At 42.1% G+C, this 20013-nt stretch carries 18 protein-coding genes; 15 read left to right on the forward strand and 3 right to left on the reverse strand.

The features are described from left to right. The first annotated feature begins 20 nt into the window (after positions 1-20). The 9 genes from cheY to ACHUFW_RS03965 all read left to right on the forward strand — a co-directional run bounded on the left by cheY (position 21) and on the right by ACHUFW_RS03965 (position 7935). Entirely contained in the window at positions 21-404 is a 384-nt protein-coding gene (gene cheY / locus ACHUFW_RS03925; RefSeq protein WP_394200760.1) for a chemotaxis response regulator CheY, read from the forward strand. Positions 405-417: 13 nt separating this feature from the next. Further along, positions 418-1155, forward strand: a complete 738-nt coding sequence (locus tag ACHUFW_RS03930; protein ID WP_394200761.1) for a protein phosphatase CheZ — start codon at positions 418-420, stop codon at positions 1153-1155. Between the two features lie 15 nt (positions 1156-1170). After that, a complete protein-coding gene (locus tag ACHUFW_RS03935; protein ID WP_394200763.1) occupies positions 1171-3369 on the forward strand; it encodes a chemotaxis protein CheA in 2199 nt (732 codons plus the stop codon). Between the two features lie 69 nt (positions 3370-3438). After that, complete coding sequence (locus ACHUFW_RS03940) at positions 3439-4551, forward strand: protein-glutamate methylesterase/protein-glutamine glutaminase (protein WP_394200764.1); 1113 nt, start codon at positions 3439-3441, stop codon at positions 4549-4551. Next, positions 4541-5110 carry a hypothetical protein gene (locus ACHUFW_RS03945; RefSeq protein WP_394200766.1) on the forward strand — a complete coding sequence of 190 codons (570 nt, stop codon included), beginning with the start codon at positions 4541-4543 and terminating at the stop codon, positions 5108-5110. Before ACHUFW_RS03940 ends, ACHUFW_RS03945 begins: the two co-directional genes overlap by 11 nt. 49 nt (positions 5111-5159) lie before the next feature. Next, positions 5160-5951 carry a ParA family protein gene (locus ACHUFW_RS03950; RefSeq protein WP_394200767.1) on the forward strand — a complete coding sequence of 264 codons (792 nt, stop codon included), beginning with the start codon at positions 5160-5162 and terminating at the stop codon, positions 5949-5951. Further along, positions 5935-6954 carry a chemotaxis protein CheW gene (locus ACHUFW_RS03955; RefSeq protein WP_394200769.1) on the forward strand — a complete coding sequence of 340 codons (1020 nt, stop codon included), beginning with the start codon at positions 5935-5937 and terminating at the stop codon, positions 6952-6954. Before ACHUFW_RS03950 ends, ACHUFW_RS03955 begins: the two co-directional genes overlap by 17 nt. A gap of 7 nt (positions 6955-6961) precedes the next feature. Continuing rightward, on the forward strand, positions 6962-7456 hold the full coding sequence (locus tag ACHUFW_RS03960; RefSeq protein WP_394200771.1) for a chemotaxis protein CheW: 495 nt from the start codon (positions 6962-6964) through the stop codon (positions 7454-7456). 80 nt (positions 7457-7536) lie between these two features. Further along, on the forward strand, positions 7537-7935 hold the full coding sequence (locus tag ACHUFW_RS03965; RefSeq protein WP_394200773.1) for a DUF2802 domain-containing protein: 399 nt from the start codon (positions 7537-7539) through the stop codon (positions 7933-7935). 16 nt (positions 7936-7951) lie between these two features. On the opposite strand, the gene ACHUFW_RS03970 is transcribed toward ACHUFW_RS03965, so the two are convergent. Together ACHUFW_RS03970 and ACHUFW_RS03975 are read right to left on the reverse strand one after the other, a co-directional pair. Beyond that, the gene (locus ACHUFW_RS03970; RefSeq protein WP_394200774.1) at positions 7952-8266 is read right to left on the reverse strand and encodes an EscU/YscU/HrcU family type III secretion system export apparatus switch protein; all 315 of its coding nucleotides are present in this window, start codon (positions 8264-8266) and stop codon (positions 7952-7954) included. 16 nt (positions 8267-8282) lie between these two features. Next, a complete protein-coding gene (locus ACHUFW_RS03975) occupies positions 8283-9977 on the reverse strand; it encodes a hypothetical protein (RefSeq protein WP_394200776.1) in 1695 nt (564 codons plus the stop codon). 10 nt (positions 9978-9987) lie between these two features. Here ACHUFW_RS03975 and ACHUFW_RS03980 point away from each other — a divergent pair, with 10 nt between their 5' ends. The 3 genes from ACHUFW_RS03980 (at position 9988) to ACHUFW_RS03990 (ending at position 12535) form a co-directional block, all read left to right on the forward strand. Then, positions 9988-10158: a hypothetical protein gene (locus tag ACHUFW_RS03980; protein WP_394200778.1), complete on the forward strand. Its 171-nt coding sequence runs from the start codon at positions 9988-9990 to the stop codon at positions 10156-10158. Positions 10159-10444: 286 nt separating this feature from the next. Next, positions 10445-11221: an MlaA family lipoprotein gene (locus ACHUFW_RS03985; protein WP_394200780.1), complete on the forward strand. Its 777-nt coding sequence runs from the start codon at positions 10445-10447 to the stop codon at positions 11219-11221. A 210-nt stretch (positions 11222-11431) separates the two neighbouring features. Beyond that, positions 11432-12535, forward strand: a complete 1104-nt coding sequence (locus tag ACHUFW_RS03990; RefSeq protein WP_394200781.1) for a response regulator — start codon at positions 11432-11434, stop codon at positions 12533-12535. A 444-nt stretch (positions 12536-12979) separates the two neighbouring features. Here ACHUFW_RS03990 and ACHUFW_RS03995 read toward each other — a convergent pair whose 3' ends face one another. Then, a complete protein-coding gene (locus ACHUFW_RS03995) occupies positions 12980-14449 on the reverse strand; it encodes a peptide MFS transporter (protein ID WP_394200783.1) in 1470 nt (489 codons plus the stop codon). A gap of 745 nt (positions 14450-15194) precedes the next feature. On the opposite strand from ACHUFW_RS03995, the gene ACHUFW_RS04000 reads away from it, so the two are divergent. The 3 genes from ACHUFW_RS04000 to ACHUFW_RS04010 all read left to right on the forward strand — a co-directional run bounded on the left by ACHUFW_RS04000 (position 15195) and on the right by ACHUFW_RS04010 (position 20012). Further along, a complete protein-coding gene (locus ACHUFW_RS04000) occupies positions 15195-17954 on the forward strand; it encodes an SLBB domain-containing protein (RefSeq protein ID WP_394200785.1) in 2760 nt (919 codons plus the stop codon). 156 nt (positions 17955-18110) lie between these two features. Beyond that, the gene (locus ACHUFW_RS04005) at positions 18111-19082 is read left to right on the forward strand and encodes a sugar transferase (protein WP_394200787.1); all 972 of its coding nucleotides are present in this window, start codon (positions 18111-18113) and stop codon (positions 19080-19082) included. A 27-nt stretch (positions 19083-19109) separates the two neighbouring features. Then, positions 19110-20012: a Wzz/FepE/Etk N-terminal domain-containing protein gene (locus ACHUFW_RS04010; protein ID WP_394200788.1), complete on the forward strand. Its 903-nt coding sequence runs from the start codon at positions 19110-19112 to the stop codon at positions 20010-20012. Position 20013: the final 1 nt, after the last annotated feature.

Genomic DNA, 20013 nt, shown 5'->3' on the forward strand with positions numbered 1-20013 from the left:
ACAGTTCCGCGGAGGAAACCTTGGACAAGAATATGAAGATTCTTGTTGTTGACGACTTCTCAACAATGAGACGTATCATCAAGAACTTGTTAAGAGACTTGGGGTTCAATAATACCCAAGAGGCAGATGATGGTTCTACAGCATTACCAATGCTGCAAAAAGGCGATTTTGATTTTGTTGTAACAGATTGGAATATGCCCGGTATGCAAGGGATCGATCTTCTTAAAGCAATACGTGCCGACGAAGAACTAAAGCATATTCCTGTGTTGATGGTGACTGCTGAAGCAAAGCGAGAGCAAATCATTGCTGCTGCGCAAGCTGGTGTGAATGGCTATGTGGTTAAGCCATTTACTGCTGCAACATTAAAAGAGAAGTTAGACAAAATTTTCGAGCGACTTGGTTAAACAAGGTTGAGCTATGCAGGCAGAAACGTCGGGGTTAATTACCCTAGAACAAGCTCAAAAACTCGTTGAATTACTTGAGTCTAATGAGCAGGAACAAGCTGACGAAATAGTCAGAGAGTTAGCTGCACCAATTCAAAAAGAATTATTCGATGAGGTTGGCCGTCTGACACGACAACTTCATAGCGCCATTGTAGACTTTCAAGTCGACAGTCGTCTGGTCGAGCTGGCAAACAGTGAAATTCCTGATGCGAAAGAGCGCTTGAACTATGTCATTGATATGACGGAGCAAGCAGCTAACAAAACCATGGATGCGGTAGAAGAGTCTCTACCCTTGGCAGATGCATTGACCAGCAATGTTCAAGCCGTTAAACCAACATGGGACCGATTGATGAGGCGTGATTTGGAGCTTCATGAATTCAAGGCGCTTTGCCATGAAGTACAACAGTTTATTGAGCGTAGTGAAGCGGATTCCAATCGACTAAAAGAGCTGTTGAATAACATTTTATTGGCGCAGGACTTCCAAGACTTAACGGGTCAAATGATCCGTCGTGTGATAGAGCTCGTTCGCGAAGTAGAGAATAACCTCGTATCTATGCTCACGGTATTTGGTGAACAGCCTGATGCTAATGACGAAAAATTAAAAGATAAAAATGTAGAGGCCGAAGGCCCAATCATGAATGCTGAGCAGCGTGATGATGTTGTAACAGGACAAGATGAAGTTGATGACCTGTTGTCAAGCTTAGGGTTCTAATTAGGAGTCAAGTTAATGTCATTTGATGTTGATGAAGAGATACTGCAGGACTTTTTGATTGAAGCTGGAGAAATTCTTGAGCTTTTATCTGAGCAATTGGTAACACTTGAAAATAATCCTGATGACACTGAATTGCTGAATGCAATTTTCAGGGGATTTCATACCGTAAAAGGTGGTGCAGGCTTTCTAAGCCTTACACCTATGGTTGATGTATGCCATGAGGCAGAAAATACCTTTGACTTGCTGCGGACCGGCAAGCGTAGTGTATCGGCAGAACTCATGGATGTCATACTTCAAGCAGTAGACTCTATCAACTCGATGTTCGCTCAAACCCAAGCCGGTGAAGAGCAAGACCCCGCAGAACCTGAGCTGTTAGCCAATCTAAAGTTACTGAGCTCTGGTGGACTGTTACCTTCTGAAGGTGGCGCAGCAAGTGCTGATGTGGCACCAGAACCTGTTGAAGAGCTTGTTGAGGAACCCCAAGAACCTCAAGTAGTTGCGGAGCCTGAAACGCCGTCGACAGTTGACTCAATTGCCGGTGATGGCAGCATCGACGATATTGATGAATCAGAATTTGAAGCTTTATTAGATGCACTGCATGGCAGTGGCAAGGGGCCTTCTAATAATACCACTCAAAAAGTTGAACAGCCTGCAGAGACAGTGGCAAGTGATGATATCACTGATGATGAGTTTGAATCTTTACTTGATGAGTTGCATGGCTCAGGCCAGTTTAAAAGCGACTCAGCGCCGGCCCCAGTAGAGCAAACAGCTGAGCCCGCAGTGGACTCAGATGATATCTCTGAAGACGAATTTGAGCGTTTATTAGATGAATTGCATGGCTCTGGTGCTGGGCCTGGAGCGGCTTCGGCAAAAACATCCCCCACGCCTGAACCTGCAGTCGCTAAGCCCGCAGCGCCAAAAGCCGCGCCTGCCGCTGCTAAACCCGCCGCGCCAAAAGCCGCCGCAAAGCCTGCTGCTAAACCACCGGTAAAAGAGAAAGCCGCGGCGAAGGCACCTGCTGTCAATATGCCACAAGCCGAAACCACCGTTCGAGTCGATACAGCAAGACTGGATCAGATTATGAATATGGTTGGTGAATTAGTGTTAGTGCGGAATCGTTTGTTGAGCCTTGGGATATCTCGTGACGATGAAGATATGTCTAAAGCTTTGGCTAACCTTGATTTGGTGACTGCTGATTTGCAAGGTGCAGTCATGAAAACCCGTATGCAGCCGATCAAAAAAGTATTTGGTCGTTTTCCAAGGGTGGTACGTGACTTAGCCAGAAGCTTGAGCAAAGAGATTGATCTTCGCATGATTGGTGAAGATACCGATCTTGATAAAAACCTTGTTGAAGCATTAGCCGACCCCTTAGTTCACCTTGTGCGAAATTCGGTGGACCATGGTATTGAAATGCCCGATGAGCGTGAGGCAAATGGTAAAGAGCGTACGGGAACGATTACGCTATCGGCCAGTCAAGAAGGCGACCATATTCTTCTTAAAATTGAAGATGATGGTGCCGGTATGGATCCTGAGAAGTTAAAACAGATCGCCATCAGCCGTGGTGTATTAGACGAAGATGCCGCTGCTCGTATGTCTGATACCGATGCCTATAACCTTATTTTCGCACCTGGCTTTTCGACCAAAGTTGAGATTTCAGATATCTCCGGCCGCGGCGTAGGCATGGATGTGGTGAAAACCCGTATTGCACAGCTTAACGGTACGATTCATATTGATTCGTTAAAAGGTAAGGGGACGCGTTTAGAGATTAAAGTGCCGCTGACTCTTGCCATTATGCCGACGCTGATGGTGGAAGTTGCAGAGCAAGTGTTTGCACTACCGTTATCGAGTGTGAGCGAGATTTTCCATTTAGATTTAACCAAAACCAATATTGTCGATGGCCAGTTGACCGTTATTGTACGAGAAAAAGCTGTGCCACTGTTTTATTTAGAACATTGGTTGAGCCGCAATCCAGAGACCTTTGCCCATGGTGAAAAAGCCCATGGTCACGTGGTTATTGTTCAATTGGGCACAATGCAAATTGGCTTTGTGGTTGATTCCCTTATTGGTCAAGAAGAAGTGGTAATTAAACCGCTAGGTACATTATTACATGGTACGCCAGGTATGGCCGGTGCAACGATTACCTCTGATGGTGGTATTGCACTGATTTTAGATGTGCCAGGGCTTTTAAAGCATTACGCAAAAAACAAGAAGTAAACGTTCATGAATAGCGGGTATTAAACATTGATTAGATACCATTTTGCGTTGCTTGTTAAAGGATAATTGATGGGTGTAAAAGTATTAGTAGTAGATGACTCAAGCTTTTTCCGACGACGAGTCAGTGAAATAGTGAGTAAAGACCCAGACCTTGAAGTGATTGGTACGGCTGCTAATGGTGCAGAAGCAGTTAAGCTAGCAGCACAGTTAAAGCCGCAAGTGATCACTATGGACATTGAAATGCCGGTTATGGACGGCATTACAGCGGTTCGTGAGATTATGGCGCAAACACCAACGCCAATATTGATGTTTTCTTCTCTAACCCATGATGGTGCTAAAGCGACGCTTGATGCGCTAGAAGCAGGTGCCTTGGATTTTCTTCCAAAGCGCTTTGAAGATATCGCCACCAATAAAGATGACGCAATAAAGTTATTGCAGCAGCGTGTTAAAGCGCTTGGGCGCCGACGACTATTTAGACCCATTACCCCAAGACCTGCGGTAACTAAACCTGCAGTCGCGCCGACGCGTACTGCAATGTCAGTGGTTAAAGATAAGGCGCCAGTACAACCATCAAGAGCCAAAGCATCAATTCGGCCCAGTGGTAAAAAATATAAATTGTTGGCGATAGGCACCTCAACAGGTGGTCCAGTTGCATTGCAACGTATCCTGACTCAACTTCCTACTCATTACCCTCATCCGATTTTAATTGTTCAGCATATGCCAGCGGCATTTACGCCAGCGTTTGCTGCACGTTTAAATGGCCTGTGCAAGATAAATGTCAAAGAAGCGCAGTCCGGTGATACTTTGCAACCTGGCTGCGCTTATCTGGCTCCAGGTGGGATGCAGATGATGTTAGAGCGCGGTGGTAGTCATGGCAGAGTCAAAATTGTCGCTGGTAATGCAGAGATGAATTATAAGCCCTGTGTCGATATTACATTTGCCTCAGCATCTAAATTAGTTGGTGGAGATGTGCTTGCGGTGGTATTGACCGGAATGGGGGCTGATGGCCGTGAAGGCGCGCGTATGCTAAAAGGTGCTGGTGCAACTATCTGGGCTCAAGATGAAGCAAGCTGTGTTGTTTATGGTATGCCTCAAGCCGTCACCGCTGCAGGCTTATCATCGAAATCTATCGCACTAGACGATATGGCTGAAGCGATTATGCGAGAGTCTGGTGGCCAGTAAAAGCCAAAAAAATAACACTAAGCTACTGCTAGTGTTATTTTTGTTGGCTATTGGTTTGATGGCTGTGTCGGCTTTATATCTTGAGCAGCGTAACACAGTCGCATTGTTAGAAAACCAAATTGAGCAACTTGAAAAAAATCAAGTCTTGTTAATGGTACCCGAAGAGCATTCTCAAGCCCTTGCAAAGTGGATGCAGAATAATCCTAATGCGACAGAGTTATTGCTTGAGCAGGCTAAACCCGGTGCTGAGGCCCGTGTCGTTATTGAACCAGGTGGCAATAACATACAGTCAGATGCTGTGACGGATGTTGCTGAGCAAGATGCTCACTTGCCTTATCCTCAAAGAGGCATAACAGCAGATACGATGGCGAGTGCACAAAGTCACGTAACTGATAATCACCGCCAGCAAGAGAGTAATGCTGTAGAAGCGGCAAATGAGTCATTAGATCGCTCGGCCGGTATAAGTCAGCCAAAGACGATGTCTGAAAACGATGAGGGGGTAAAAGTCATTAGTTTACCCCACGGTGGAATTCGCGTTACGACACGTGAAGATAACTGACAATAAGAATATTTTAAGCTAGTTGCGGTGATTAGCTAAGGGAACATTTTTGAAGATCTGGACAATCGCTAACCAAAAAGGTGGTGTAGGTAAAACCACAACTGTTGCCAGTTTAGCTGGTGCGTTAGCCAAGCGTGGAAAACGCGTGCTGATGATCGACACTGATCCTCATGCTTCCTTGGGTTATTATCTGGGGATAGACTCTGAAGAAGTTCCTGGTTCGCTATACGATCTGTTCTTATCCCATAAAACGATGACGCGAGCTCAGGTTGAGCAGCATATCGTGTCCACCGAAGTGGAAGGCATTGATTTACTACCATCAACCATGGCGTTAGCTACGTTAGATCGCTCTTTAGGTCATCAAGAAGGCATGGGATTGATTCTAACTAAACTGCTAGCACTTGTTGAAGATAAATATGACGTGGCGATTATTGATTGCCCCCCTGTACTTGGCGTATTGATGGTCAATGCCCTCGCCGCTAGTCAGCACATTATTGTACCTGTTCAAACCGAGTTTTTAGCGATAAAAGGCTTAGATCGCATGGTGAAAACCATGACATTAATGGGGCGGTCTAAAAAAACGCAATATAGCTATACCATTATCCCAACTATGTATGATCGCCGAACCAAAGCTTCCTCCGCAGCCTTACAACAGTTAGGCAAGGATTATCCAAACGTATTATGGCAAGACGTGATTCCTGTAGACACAAAGTTTCGAGATGCGAGTTTGGCACATCTACCTGCTTCGCATTATGCACCGCATACGCGTGGGGTAAAGGCCTACAATAGGCTATTAGATTACTTGCTCAATAAGGAGTTTGCACATGTCAAACTCAGTTGATGACGCAGTTTTTGATTATTTTTCTATACTGTTAAATGAGAAAGATGATAAAGCTCAAGCCGCTGAAAAGGCGAGTGATGCAACAGGTGAGCAAGTGCTAACTGATTCCAATGGGGTGGTGTCGGCTCCACATATTGAACCAAAAGTTGACGTTGAAGCTGCACCGAAGCCACGAGCAGGCTTAGCCGAGGTGGGTCGCGATGCAGACACAAAGCCGGCTGTTAAAACTCAAGCTGTAGGCGATAGCAAGCCTAATCTTAAAAAGGCGTTTAAAGAGCCAGTTGACACCAAAGCACTAGAACAACTATTGGCTTCGGTGAGTATTGATGCAGAATCGGCTAAACAAACTCAAGTTGCGGCCGCTAAAGTTATTGATGCCAAAGCATCTTTGCAAAAAACTGCCGCAAAGACGGTTGTTCAAAATAAGCTTGAAAAGCGTGTTGTTGATTCAAATAAAACCCAACAGAATGATGAGGAACAGAGCGCTGCTTTAGAAACTCAATCAGGTAAAGTGCCACCGGCCATTACCGAGTCGTTAGTTGAGAAGCTGGATGATGAGTTTCAGGTGCTATTCTTTAAAGTAGCCGGGTTAACACTTGCGGTGCCATTAGTCAGTCTTGGCGGCATTGTTAAGCTACAAAGAGTCAATCATATTATGGGACGGCCTAGTTGGTACCATGGGGTACAAGCACATAGGGATGGCCAACTAAACGTTGTTGATACCTGTGCGTGGGTAATGCCAGAAAAATATGATGATAACTTGAAAAACAGCGTAGAATATCAGTATGTTGTAGTATTAGAAGATAGTAATTGGGGATTGACTTGTGAATCACTGGTCAATTCTGTACGAATTTTAAAATCTGAGGTTAACTGGCGCTCCAAACCAGGTAAACGGCCTTGGTTAGCTGGTGTAGTGAAAGAGCAAATGTGTGGCATACTTCATGTGCAAGCCCTCATTGAGCTATTAAATTTAGGTTTAGGTAGTCAGGACGCGATTGACTGAGGTAGATATGACAGAGGCAAGTAACGTTGCAGCAGTAGCTGCTGGCAAAGATGATGAAGTGTTACAGTGGGTCACTTTCAGGTTAGATAATGAAACCTATGGCATCAATGTAATGCAAGTTCAGGAAGTTCTGAGATACACTGAAATTGCGCCAGTACCCGGGGCTCCTCATTATGTGTTAGGTATTATCAATTTACGGGGTAACGTGGTTACCGTTATTGATACACGTTCACGATTTGGACTGATGTCATCTGAAGTGGATGATTCAACCAGAATTGTCATCATTGAAGCCGAAAAGCAGGTGATTGGTATCCTTGTTGATAGTGTGGCTGAAGTGGTCTATTTGCGCGGATCTGAAATCGATAATGCTCCCAATGTTGGCACAGAAGAGAGTGCGAAATTTATTCAAGGTGTTAGCAATCGTGATGATGAACTTCTGATCTTAGTTGATTTAGACAAGTTGTTGTCAGATGAAGAGTGGATGGAGCTGTCTCAGCTTTAAACCCTAATGCCTCTTATCAATTAAGAGGCATTATTCTTCAAAAACTAATACGCTGTATATTGATAACGGAATTGCGTTAAGTGAATGAGATTTTAATTGCTGCGTTACTTTATGTGGTTGCATGTCTTGGCTTGGTACTATACCAACAGAAGCAAACCAATAAACTGCGTGCAAAAATAGACGCTTTGACAACGCTCCTTAAAGAAAGTGACCGCCAACGTGAAGCTGTAAAACGTGAATTGCAGGAACTTCGTAGTGGTACTATTGGAGTTGGTAGGCGCATGCTAGAACTCGAGAAGCGCGTTATCAAGCAAGATGCGCGAATTGATGAGTCAACCCAACAAGATCCCCAGGCTAGGCTGTATTCAAGGGCGATGAAGATGGTGGATTTAGGAGCTGGAGTTGACGAGCTTGTTCGTGAGTGTGAATTGCCCAAAGCAGAAGCTGAATTGTTATTACGCCTACACGGTAAACACTAAATCATTGAGTTCGCTATTACGCTTGCTCAATGATTTTATTATGAAAGTTATTCCAATTCTCTGGATATTTTCCATCCAAACAGTAAGTAAAAGCAATTAACTCAGCAATTAATACGTACAATTCTTTAGGAATTTCCTCCCCTAATTCCAGCTTTTGTAAAAATGCACTGAGATTAGGATCTTTGTGGATAAAAACTCCAGCTTCTTCAGCTAAAGCGATAATTTCCTCTGCAAGTAATCCTTCACCTTGGGCCGTGACGGTTGGGGCCTTACTACCATCATAACTAAGGGCGGTGGCTTGGGTGCTTTTTTTATTTTGTGGCTCATTCATGTCACTTTCCTATTTATTAAGCTTTTATTTTCACTAAAAAATGCTCTCCAGGTAACAAAGTGATCGGTAGAGCAGATTGTTTGGTAATAATTTTCGTATCGGTAAAGCCTGCTTGGACTAGTTTTTTCTCAAGTGATCGAGTGTGTGAATTAATTTTGTTGAGAAGTGCCTCTGTATCGGTATTAATCGTCAGTATCAATTTTTCGGTATTAGTCTGTGCGCTAATTAACAGTCCTCCATTAGAAAGGTTAAACTTTAGCTGTAAACGCCAAGAAGGCTTTATAGAGCCATCTTCATTTTTCTGCTGTTCAAACTGTCCTTCTAATTCTTCGAATCGTTCATCTATTTTGTAGGGTAGGGTAAATAGCCAATTGGTCCCTTGAGCGTTATCAGAGCTTGATTGTTGAAATAGACTCATATTGGATAACAAACGCGAAATTAGCTCTACCGATTGGCTTTTATCTAAAAAAGACAACAAGCTATTAGATAGGTTGAGTTTTGTTGCGAAAAATTCAACTTGCCTTGCAACTTCTGTTGGCAACTTAGTTGATGTTGCCAATGATTTTTGTCCCATTAAAAGTCGAAACAGGATACTAAGGGAGCTATTTTGACTACTTAATGGTTCATTAGATGGCATATTTATGGACAAGGCTTTTACGCCATCTAACAGTTCCTTTTGCAGCGTATTGGGTTGAATTAACATCGAAACAGCACGAGGTGACAATAAAGGTAAAAATGTTAAAAGGCTTTGGCTTGTCTTAGAATTTGCGCTTGGTTGGGAATTAACTAACTCATTACGTTGTAAGGTTTCGATGCTCTGTTTTAAGCCTCTATGAAGATGTCTAGAGTCCTTAGCTGCTGGCTCAGGTATAGCTTGTTGATTTAGATTAAGGGCTTTTGTGCCTGAGACTTGGCTGGCAAGCTGTTGACGTTCTTTACCCTTACTATTTGGCTGAGGGCTTGTTGCAGCTAATATTGTTTCGGTTTGCTTACCATGAGACACGTTCGATATCACATTAGAGGACGTTGATGCTGTTTGTAGCTCTTTAGCCGTTCGAGCTGGTAGTTGGTTACTGTCAGTTTTATTAGTAGCTAGTGGCTCGCTATTTCTAGGTAAACCTGTTGGAGAAGCATTTTCACCGCTGGTTGGGCTTGCACTTGCTATTGAGCTTAGGGGCTGATTTAACAGCCTTATCAGTTGAGAAAACAGTACCCCCGAATCCGGCTTAGCAATGACTTGTGTTGGCATGCTATTAGAAGTTGGTGTTTTGCTTGTTGGTTGTGAGTATGGCTGCAATAACAATGGTTTACTATGCAGTATCGGTGTCAAAGACAGCATCATTTTTTCGTTTTTCAATGTAATTGCTACTCGATAATCTCCATCGCGAAGTGTTTGTATTGGTATAGTCTGCGCTTTGTCATTGCTAAACATTAGCTGATTGTTGACTGCTTTTGCGTCAGTAAGATAATACCCTCTAGGTTGGCGAGCCATGTGCAGTAGTTTTTCGACAGGTAAGTTTTTGTCGACAATCATTTGCTGTAATGATTGCGGTAGTTCTACTGTTGTAGTCTTGCCTAGTATGGTTAGGTTGGTCGGGATTAGGTTAGAACTTACAGGTTGACTCGACAGAGAGCTTGTCGATGACAATAAAAAACTTAATTGACTTAAGTTTAGTTTAGCTAGGGTTTGCGATAGGGTTTTATCTTGCATTTGATAACGGATGTCGTTGACCCAAATACTGCCGACGCTTTGTTTATCAAAGCGGATGTTAGTCGTCACTGTAGTTGCCGATAAAGTGGCTTCTTTATTGGTTGACTCCTTCGCTATCGCACTGGTTGCTGGTCGCTGTATATTTGTCATTAAGTCTTCAATTCGCAAAGTTAGTCAATAAAAGTTAAGCAATAAATGTTCTTTGTCTACGGTCTTATGATCTGATTGAGAAGTTTACGCGTAAAATACTCAGACCTTACGTCTAGTTATCGGCAATCAGCGATAAAAATAAACGCTAAAGCCATACATTGTGATTATTTTACAATTATATTATTGACCAGGTGATTTTGCTGAGTATCCTTAGCACTCTTAAAGGAAAATCAAACTATACAGTCTAGTATTAGTGTTAAGTTCACTTTGTACGCCAGTGTCACTGCTTCAGTACTAGATAGAAAAGGTTGTATACAATGAAATGGACTGTCGCTGTTTTCACAATGTTGAGCTCGCCGTTACTGTTAGCTAATGACACAACGGTAGACTCAGATGTGACTGACAAACCAGAACAAATCCTAGTGATCTATGATGACCCTAGAGACCCCTTAGAAGGCTTTAACCGTGCTATGTGGGACTTTAATTACCTCTTCATGGATAGATACTTTTATCGGCCAATAGCCCACGGTTACAACGATTATATCCCCAGCCCAGTAAAAACAGGCATCGATAACTTCGTTCATAATTTTGAAGAGCCTAGTGCACTGGTCAATAACACATTGCAGGGTAAATGGATGTGGGCGGCTAATGCCGGTGGCCGTTTTACCATTAATACAACGCTCGGGCTATTTGGTGTTATTGATGTTGCTAATATGATGGGGATGCCCCGCAAGCAAGATGATTTCAATGAAGTGCTTGGTTATTACGGCGTTCCTAATGGACCTTACTTTATGGCGCCTTTTTTAGGACCCTATGTTACCCGAGAGCTCGCGTCTGACTGGGTTGATGACCTTTACTTTCCACTGTCTGAGCTAACTTTTTGGCAGTCTGTGTTGAAGTGGGGCCTGAAAAACTTGCATAAACGGTCGACAGCGATAGATCAAGAACGACTGGTTGATAATGCACTTGACCCTTATACATTCGTTAAAGAGGCCTATTTCCAATACATGGATTACAAGGTTTACGACGGTGATGTGCCTATCATTGAAGAAGATGACGAATTATTGGACGAGTACCTAGATGAATTGGATTAATACCAATTAACCTTTTTCAGCTAAAATGGCTTGAGGTGGAAGGGGGAATCGTGACTATGTTTTTCTTTGGTTGTTTATGCTAAGTAAATATCATCCCTAATGGTCAACAGCTACTAATTAGCTGCTATGCTTTAAATAGACTGCACGTTTTGCAACAGGCCTCCTAGATCACAAACATAATAGCAATGGGGGCCCAGAGAGGGAGTTGCTATGGCGCTAGAAGGTGTTGATGTATTACTCGTTGAAGACGATCCGGTTTTCAGGCAACTTGTGGCTGCGTTCTTAACTAACCGTGGCGCAGATGTCACCGAAGCAGAAGATGGTCAAACTGGATTAGATAAGTTTAATCAAGCACGTTTTGATGTTGTATTAGCCGACTTAAGTATGCCGATACTTGGTGGTTTGGAAATGTTGCGTCAAATGATGAGCAACGGCGCTAAGGTACCGGCTATTGTCATTTCGGCAAACCATGTGATGGCTGATGTGGTAGAGGCGCTGAGGTTAGGTGCGGCAGATTATCTGGTAAAGCCTGTTGGTGATTTATATCAAATCGAAAATGCAATCGTACAATGCCTAAACTTTAACACTCAGCCAGACATTCAATTAGCTGATTTAGATGAATTATCTTATCAAGAGCTAGAGCATAATTTGTCGCTGTTAGAACAAAATGCTGAAGCTGCCAAAAGCGTTCAACAGCAACTTTTCCCGCCTTCAGAAATCAATTACCCCAAAGCAACTATCGATTATAGCTTGTTTAAAAATGACAATGTGAGTGCTTACTATATAGATAGTGCTAGTGTTGATGACACCCATATCGTGGTTTATATGGCGCAGTTTCACCCTCAAGACAACCGTTGTGCTTTTGCCAGTGTGCTTTTAAAAAGTTTTGTCGATCAAAAGCTACGTTTATATCGAGAAGGTAGCTCTCAATCAGTAATAGAGCCGTTCAACATGTTGAGCTATTTGAATGACAAAATGAGTAAGTCTAGGCTCGATATATACATCGACATCATTTATGTCGTTGTTGAATTAACCCAATATCGCGCTTCGATAGCAAAGGCAGGTAAGGGGTTAAGAACATATGTTCGTAATCAACAAGGGCTAATGCCATTGATTTTAGCTGACTCACTGCAGCTGGGTATTTTAGAGTGGGGACAACCAAGTATGCAGCATCGTAATTTGATGCCGGGTGAAAGCTTATGTATCTCCTCAAGTCATCAACAACATAAAGAGATGTTGCTAGGTGACCGTTTTAGGGGACTTGAGTACCAAACGCAAATTCCTCCGGGTGGGTTTGTACAGTTGTCATTTTAATACCAATCGGCATAAAAAAGTGATCTACTCAGAGCTATTTTGGGCAAACTAGTTCGAGGCGAATAACTTAAGTCATAGTGGTTCTATTGGGAAGTCATTCAACGAAGAAGTAGGCAGCCAAAAAAGCTCCCAAAGGGCGAGTTTTAGCGCTTCTGATACTGTGTAAACGAACTTGAACGTAGAGAAACTATGCCCTTCATTCGTTGCAAGCCACATGGTCTTGACTGTTCCAGACAGTCATAAGACATTTCCTCCATCCCTGGAGGTCAGATGTGGTGAATGTCATTAATGCGGGAGCATTTAATGACCTTGTCTCAAGCGCGCTAAACTCTCGCTGAGCTATCACACCTTTATGCCGATTGATATAATCACAGCATAGCCGTTATGGTACAAAAAAAGCCTCTCACGTTGAGAGGCTTTTTTGCGGATTAACAGGAGCGTTAATTAGCGTTTAATAGCTTCATGCTCAGCTGTTACTGCGATCTCTTCTTCTAGCGCTTGCTCTTCAGTATGAGTGCCATCTTCAGCACCGTGCATCCAGTCGACAAGCTTGTCAGCCATGAAGTAAAGAAGTACACCAGAAATACCAGCGGTAATTGCAATGCCTGCAAAGATAGACATTGCATTAGCAAGTTGCTCTTCTTTTGCTCCGCCGTGGCCGATGAACGAACCAACAATACCACCAATTTTGTTAGCTGCCGCAACAAATAGGAACCAGGCACCCATCATTAGTGATGCAATACGGAGTGGAGCTAGTTTCGTTACCATAGATAAACCAATAGGTGATAAGCAAAGTTCACCCATGGTATGGAAGAAATAAGCACCGACTAGCCACCACATGCTTGATTTAGCATTTGCGTCACCGCCCATTTCTAGAACAGCACCGATCATGAATAGGAAACCAATACCGAGTAGGATTAGACCTAATGCGAACTTCACTGGAGAGTTTGGTTCATTTTTACCAAGCCTAACCCAAATAGACGCGACCACAGGTGCAAAAATCACGATGAACATGGCGTTCAGAGATTGGAACCAGGTTGTTGGTACTTCCCAGCCACCGATCATACGGTCGGTAAAGTCATTGGTGAACAGGTTCATCAAGCCGCCTGCTTGCTCAAAACCAGCCCAGAAAATAATGGTAAATAGACCCATGATCATAATCACTTTAATACGATCACGTTCGATTTTAGTTAATGGCTCTTTACGAACTTCACCTTGTTCAGCTGCTTTGGCTTTTTCAAGTTGAGCTGCAGGTACTCGACCAATATCACCAAGTAGTTTTTGTGCAAATACAAATTGAATGACTAGTGAAAGCACCATACCGATACCTGCACAGATAAAGCCTGCTTGGAAGTTACCGTCGAAGTATGCGACGACAGAGCCAACGATAATACCAGATAAGAAAGCACCTACGTTGATACCCATGTAGAAGATAGTGAAAGCACCGTCACGGCGATGATCGCCTTCTTCATATAGGTCACCAACCATGGTAGAGATGTTTGGCTTAAATAAGCCGTTACCTAGAATCAACACGCCCAAGCCGACGTAGAAGACTTCGGTTTCCATACCTTGTACCCACGCATGTGGCGTACCTAGGATGAATTGACCTGCAGCCATTAATGCGCCACCAATAATAATCGATTTACGCTGACCTAAGTAATTATCTGCTAACCAACCACCAATAAGCGGCGTTAAGTAAACTAGACCGGTAAATGTACCGTAGAGAGAAAGTGCGTCGGCCTGAGTCCAGCCTAAACCGTGACCACCTTGTGATTGAACTGCGTCAACGAGATAAAGCACCAAAATGGCGCGCATCGCGTAATAACTGAATCGTTCCCATAATTCTGTAGTAAAAAGAAGGAACAATCCCTTCGGATGTCCGAGCATCGTCCCTTGGGGTTTTGCTGCGCTCATTAAGTCTTCCACCTTAAGCTTGTGATTGTCTGCGTGAGATCACGACAGATAAATGTTGTGCGAATATTTTAATGTTTCAATCAAATTTGCTTAAAACAAGTTATCTTTATGATTTTTAAAAGCTTACTTGGTATTTTTGGTTGCAAAAATGTTGATATATTTTGTTATATTTTAATATTTGACGCATAATTTGCGTCGAAACCCACCTTGTATACCTTTTTCACTGACTAAAAGTCAATTCTATAAACTTAAATGTTGACAAATTAGACAATGACAGACTGTCAACTTGGGCGGTGGATGGTAATTTTTCGATACCGATAATGTGATTTGGTGTTCTTTCTCGCGACTTCTGGTGATGCAACTGCTTTAGTTACCATCGATTAGCAGTTACATTTCACCGTTTTATTCGCTGACCAGAACGAAAAATTAAACTTGATTCATTGCAATATATATTCGGTGCAGAGATTAAGAATCTAGGTTTTGTCGTTAGCAAAATTTTGCTCATACTAATGGAAGCTGTTAACAGGCTGTGATAGCTGAACTCAAGGTGATCTTATACTGTACTGAATTTGATTATTGCGTATAATCTACGGCTTAACAGAAGGGATGCTGGTCTGACGTTGTTATATTCAATAAAGTTCATGAACGGGTTCATACTTCTCGCAGTGTTTTTCGTGGAAGGCATCAGCACTACTATCAGTATGTCTGCATGCTAAATTAGAAGTTCTATCTTGGAGAGTAATTGGTGTTAGTTAAAATCAAACAAGCTATCTACATCAGCTTAGTAATTTTATGTAGTTTTAGTGGCTTATCAACCGCCGCCACACCCTCTCCACAGATGATTGAACAATTCAAAAAACTACCCAAAGCAGAACAAGAAAGAGTCGCTAGACAATATGGGTTTGATCCGGCTCAGTTAAATGCAAACCAACCTTCTACTGCTGACACAGAACCGTTTGTAATGAACCCTAGAGAAGTTAGGGATGAAAAAGCCGAAGAGTTAAGACAGCAACAGATCATCGCCGAAGAAGTTTCACAGTTTCTAAAAGATCAAAAAGATAAAGATTCAAAGAAGCTTCAACCTTATGGGTATGATTTGTTTGCTGGTGAACCCATGACTTTTGCCCCCATAGCAGACATTCCAGTTCCAAGCGAGTACCTGGTAGGGCCAGGAGATAACATTAAAGTTCAGTTATACGGAAAGGAGAACCGAGAATACGATTTAGTTATTAGTCGTGATGGAAATATTCATTTTCCTGAGTTAGGGCCCATTTCTGTTTCTGGTCTTAAGTTTGACGACCTGCGTAAAACACTTTCTCAGCGTATAAGCCAACAAATGATTGGTGTTGAATCTAATATTACAATGGGAGAGTTAAGGTCTATTCGAGTTTTTGTCGCAGGCGACGCTTATAGACCAGGTTCATACACCGTTTCAAGTTTATCGACAATAACGCAAGCCCTATTTGTAGCTGGTGGTGTTGCGGAAATTGGTTCACTAAGAAATGTTCAGCTGAAGCGTAACGGAAAACTAATAGGGACATTAGACCTATATGACTTGCTAATGCGTGGTGATGCCTCTAAGGATTTACGTCTTAGATCTGGCGATGTCGTGTTTATTCCATCTGTAGGTGGTCTTGTATCAGTTGATGGAGAAGTAAGACGTCCTGCCATATATGAGTTAAAGGGGGGGGAAACTATTGGCGATGTCGTTGCTATGGCTGGTGGTGTGACTGGTGGTGCATATCCCCAAGGAAGTAGCGTAGAAAGGTTTACCCAACAGGGGTTGAAATCGATAAAAACTGTTGACCTGATGTCTAGCGAAGGTAAAGCTTTAAAAGCTAGAGCTGGCGATATTGTAAAAGTAAGGTCGTCATCTTCTCAGTTTGAAGAGGCTATCACTGTCTTAGGTCCTGTTGTACGCCCTGGTCGTTACCAGTGGCAAGAAGGCATGCGAATCAGTAGTATTCTGCCTTCAGTTTGGGGAGACCTAAAACCTTCAGTTGATCTTGACTACGGCATCGTTGTTCGAGAAATCAATCGACATGGTGATATAGAAGTTCACCAGTTCTCTCCAAAAATGGCTATTGTTAACAATGATTTGAACAATGACCTTCGTCTGCACTCTAGAGATAAAATCTTGTTTTTTAACTTTCGTGATGATGCACAAAACCGTTACGAGTTAAACGCTTTGGTTAGAGAACGAGTGGAAAAAGTTGTTCAGTTGGTTGGTGACAGTTCTTTATCCAAAGACCTGTTTAAAGCTGGTTTTTCTCAATTAGATAATCAAAGGTTACAAAATCGGAGCCAGCTTGGTGGCGTAGTTGTCGCTAAAGAGCAAGTACAAGATGACGAGTCTTTAGCGATTAAAGGTGAAGTCAATCGAATGATGGCTAATTTGTTTGATGACCCAGAGCTTATTCAGTTAAGTGGATTAATGAACAGAGCCGAATTACTTTATCCTATAATTATGCAACTTAATCATCAGAGCCGCTCAGGGAACGAAGTTAAAGTCGTTGCAATTAAGGGACAGGTGTACAATGAAGGTATGTACCCCTTAGCAGTCAATGCGAGAGTGAGTGAAATAGTTAGTGCCGCAGGTGGCCTTAAGGAAGGAGCGTATACTGCGAGGGCTGAGTTAACAAGAACGATAACAGTTTCTACCGGGTCAAGTATCAAGCATAAAAATATCGACTTGCAAGCGGCATTAGATAAGCAGGCTGACGCAAATTTGAAGCTGCAAGGACGAGATATATTAACAGTCATGACGACCCCTGAATGGCAAGAGAATAAGTCTGTCGAAATTCGAGGAGAAGTGCGCTTTCCTGGTATATACAATATTCGACGTGGTGAAACACTTAAGGACGTATTGGAGAGGGCTGGTGGATTTACAGAATACGCCTATTTGCCATCGTCAGTTTTTGTTCGAGAATCTGTTCGTTTGCAAGAACAACTAGAAATCAAGAAATTAGCTGATCAGCTTCGTAGAGATATTGCAACTCGTGGTGTATCCAAAGACGGTGATGTTATCAATTATTCCGACGCTCAAATGATGTTGACGGATTTGGAAAACATTGATGCGGTCGGTAGGCTTGTAGTTGATTTGTCCGCAATTTCTATCGGTATTAAGCAAGCTGATATACAATTAGAAGATTCTGATATTCTTTATGTGCCCTCAACCAAGCAAACAATTGCGGTTATGGGAGAAGTTCAATATGCAGCAACACATAGGTTTAAAGATGGCTTGACCATAGATCAATATCTAAATATGTCAGGTGGTGTTAGAGAGCGAGCTGATGAAGGCCGAACTTATGTAATCAAAGCAAATGGTTCAGTTATGATGCCTAACAGATCAATGTGGTTCAGTAGTGAAGATAAGTTGCAGCCTGGCGATACCATCATTGTTCCGCTAGATACAGAATATAAAGATAACCTAACGTTATGGACTCAGGTAACAAGCATCATCTATAACACGGCTGTAGCATTTGCTACGGTGGCAAATCTTTAAAATTACCAAGAGTGGAATAATTTTTAATTAGTGCTAGCACTAAAATGAAGACTGCTGAAGTGATAGTTTTAGCAGTCAATTGAACAAGCAAGGTAAAGTATGGCTACGCATTTAACTTTAAACTGTATGATTGTGGTGGCTTAAATGGACATTAAAATGGAAGATACTGTTCAAAGCAGCTCATTCAAGGTTAAGCCTGTTAATCGAATCAAGTCAAAAGGAAAAGCGCTAACAAAAAGCGAAATATATGTATATTGTCCCGAGGGGAAAGAAGCTGAAATAGCTGATATCGTTAAAGATTACGATTTTGATATTATTGTCAATGATTATGAATTGACTAATTATGACAAGAAAGTTATTTGTCATTATGAAAGTTCAAGTTTAAACAAACAGCAGCGGGGCTTTTTAGTTAAGGCTACTGAATTAGGTGCTTGGGTTGAACCTCTGGTAAGTTACTTAGATACACGCTTAGGGTATACAGAGGTTCACTTATTGCATAGTGGATATTTTTTACACCAAAAAGCATTCTCAATACTTTCAACTAAGCGAACTCAATTAGCAAAACGAGTTATTGATTTGTGTGCGGCTGCTGTATTGAGCATTGTAGCGCTACCTGTCTGTTTAATAACTGCAATAGCCATAAAGTTTGAAAGCAAAGGACCCGTTTTATATCGTCAAAAGCGAGTCGGTCAATACAACGATCAATTTGAAGTGATAAAGTTTCGTTCAATGAGAACGGATGCTGAAAAGTCTGGTGCGCAATGGGCTAGTAAAAATGATAGCCGAGTGACCAAAGTGGGCAAGTTTATTCGTAAAACACGTATAGATGAGTTGCCACAAATTATCAATATCCTTAAAGGTGAGATGTCAATTATTGGGCCTAGACCAGAACGTGAGGTTTTTATCTCTGATCTGGAAAAGTCTATCCCATATTATCGTTTTCGCCATGCTGTTAAACCAGGTGTCACAGGGCTGGCACAAGTAAGTTATCCCTATGGAGCCTCAATTGAAGATGCTGTGTGGAAGCATAAATATGATATTTATTATATTAAACATCATAGTACGTTATTAGATATTAAAATTCTCTTTAAAACAGTGAAAGTCGTTTTATTTGGCTCTGGCCAATAACAAATAAGTAATTGGTCGAATTAGTTTATGATTAATGATAGTTTTCAATTAGATATTAAAGATCTATTTGTAGAATTGTGGCAGAAAAAGCTTTTTATTATCGTCTTTTCCGGACTTTTTTCTGTCGCTGGCGTTTTGTTTTCACTCAGTTTACCAAACATATACAAAGCAGAAGTACTTCTTGCTCCAAATAGTGCTGACAGCCAAATGCAAAATTTGGCTGGTCAGCTTGGCGGTATTGCCGCCCTGACAGGTATTAGTATGGGAGGTGGTCAATCTGATAAGACGGCTTTTGGATTGGAAGTCTTAAGATCTAGAGCATTTGCGGATAGATTTATTCAGTCTAGAGATATTTTGGTTCCTTTAATGGCGATCGAAAGTTGGGATGCGAGTACCAATACTGTTGTTATAGATCCAACACTATTCGATTCTGAAGCAGAACAATGGGTACGCGAAGTAAAGGCGCCTAAAGAGGCTAAACCTAGTGCTTGGGAAGCTTTCAAAGTGTTTAGTGAAAATTTAACTTATGAAAGAAACAGTGATAGTGGATTTGTCCGCATATCCTATACTTCGCAATCCCCCTACTTAGCTCAACAGTGGCTTGCTTGGTTGGTTGACGATTTAAATTTGTGGATGAAAACCTATGACACAAGAGAAATAAAAAATAACATATTTTATTTAAATCAGCAGCTTAAAGAAACGAATATTGCTGAGATGCATAAGATTTTTTACCAGTTGATAGAAGAACAAACAAAAAAGTTAATGTTGGCTGAAGCACAGGCAGAGTATGCGTTTAAAATTGTCGATCCAGCTATTGTGCCCGAAGAAAAGTCATCGCCGCGTCGAGCATTAATCTGTATATTATTCAGTTTTTTTGGCGGAATTATGTCGGTGGTACTTGTTTTACTTAACGTGATAAGAAAGAAATAGT

Source organism: Shewanella waksmanii, from assembly GCF_043643685.1.
In the GTDB taxonomy this organism is placed as follows: domain Bacteria; phylum Pseudomonadota; class Gammaproteobacteria; order Enterobacterales; family Shewanellaceae; genus Shewanella; species Shewanella waksmanii_A.